The sequence below is a fragment of the Collinsella sp. AF19-1LB genome (genome assembly GCF_003459655.1).
Classification (GTDB): domain Bacteria; phylum Actinomycetota; class Coriobacteriia; order Coriobacteriales; family Coriobacteriaceae; genus Collinsella.
The window spans coordinates 1-795 of sequence record NZ_QRWO01000080.1 but is presented as its reverse complement, the minus strand read 5'-3'; the positions used below and the strand labels follow the sequence as shown (position 1 = coordinate 795).

Here is a 795-nt window from a genome sequence, read left to right as displayed (position 1 = left end):
ATGGGATACCGCCGGATGAACGATTGGATCAAGAAGTATAGCGAGAGCCACCTTATGGTAAGTGACAGTCTGGTTCTTCGTGTCAGGCGGATACTTAATATTAAGTCCGTGATCAAATACAAGACCGATGGCTGCACTCGTAACGCAAAGGATCCAAAGTACATTTTTGAAAACCTGCTGAACCGTGATTTCGATGCAGGCGTATCCAATGCAAGATGGATGACGGATGTCACCGAATTCAAATACACAACGGCTGATGGAGTTTTGCATAAGTTATATTTAAGCGCCATTATTGATGGCCATGACCGTCGGATTGTCTCTTATGTCATCGGCGACAGAAACAATACTGCACTGGCTTTTGAGACAATGGAAAAGGCACTTAAAGAGAATCCAGGAGCACATCCAATGATTCATACTGACCGCGGATTCCAGTATACAAGCAACGGATTCCATAAGATCGTTGAAAAAGCAGGACTGGTTCACAGCATGTCCCGCGTAGGCTGCTGTGCAGACAACGGTCTGATGGAAGGGTTCTGGGGAATGCTGAAGCGCGAACGTTACTACACACGTAAATTCACCAGCCGCAAAGCAGTGGTAAGCATGATCAACGGCTACATCTACTTCTACAACAACAAACGCATTCAGCGCAAATTACATCTTTTAGCCCCAATGGAAGTATTCAACGCAGCTCCAATGGCTGCATGATTAAGATTAAGGTACGATTAGATTTTTTATGATATTTATTTGTCTGTATTAACAAATCCGCACCACCTTCTCCTTCGGAGCAAGGTTAAC

The 795-nt window shown here is 44.4% G+C and carries 1 protein-coding gene; it reads left to right on the top strand.

The genetic code is table 11. The annotated features are described in order from the left end of the window. Window positions 1–705: IS3 family transposase (locus tag DWX39_RS10830; protein WP_117759954.1), on the top strand; the 705-nt coding region annotated here is incomplete at its 5' end. Window positions 706–795: the final 90 nt, after the last annotated feature.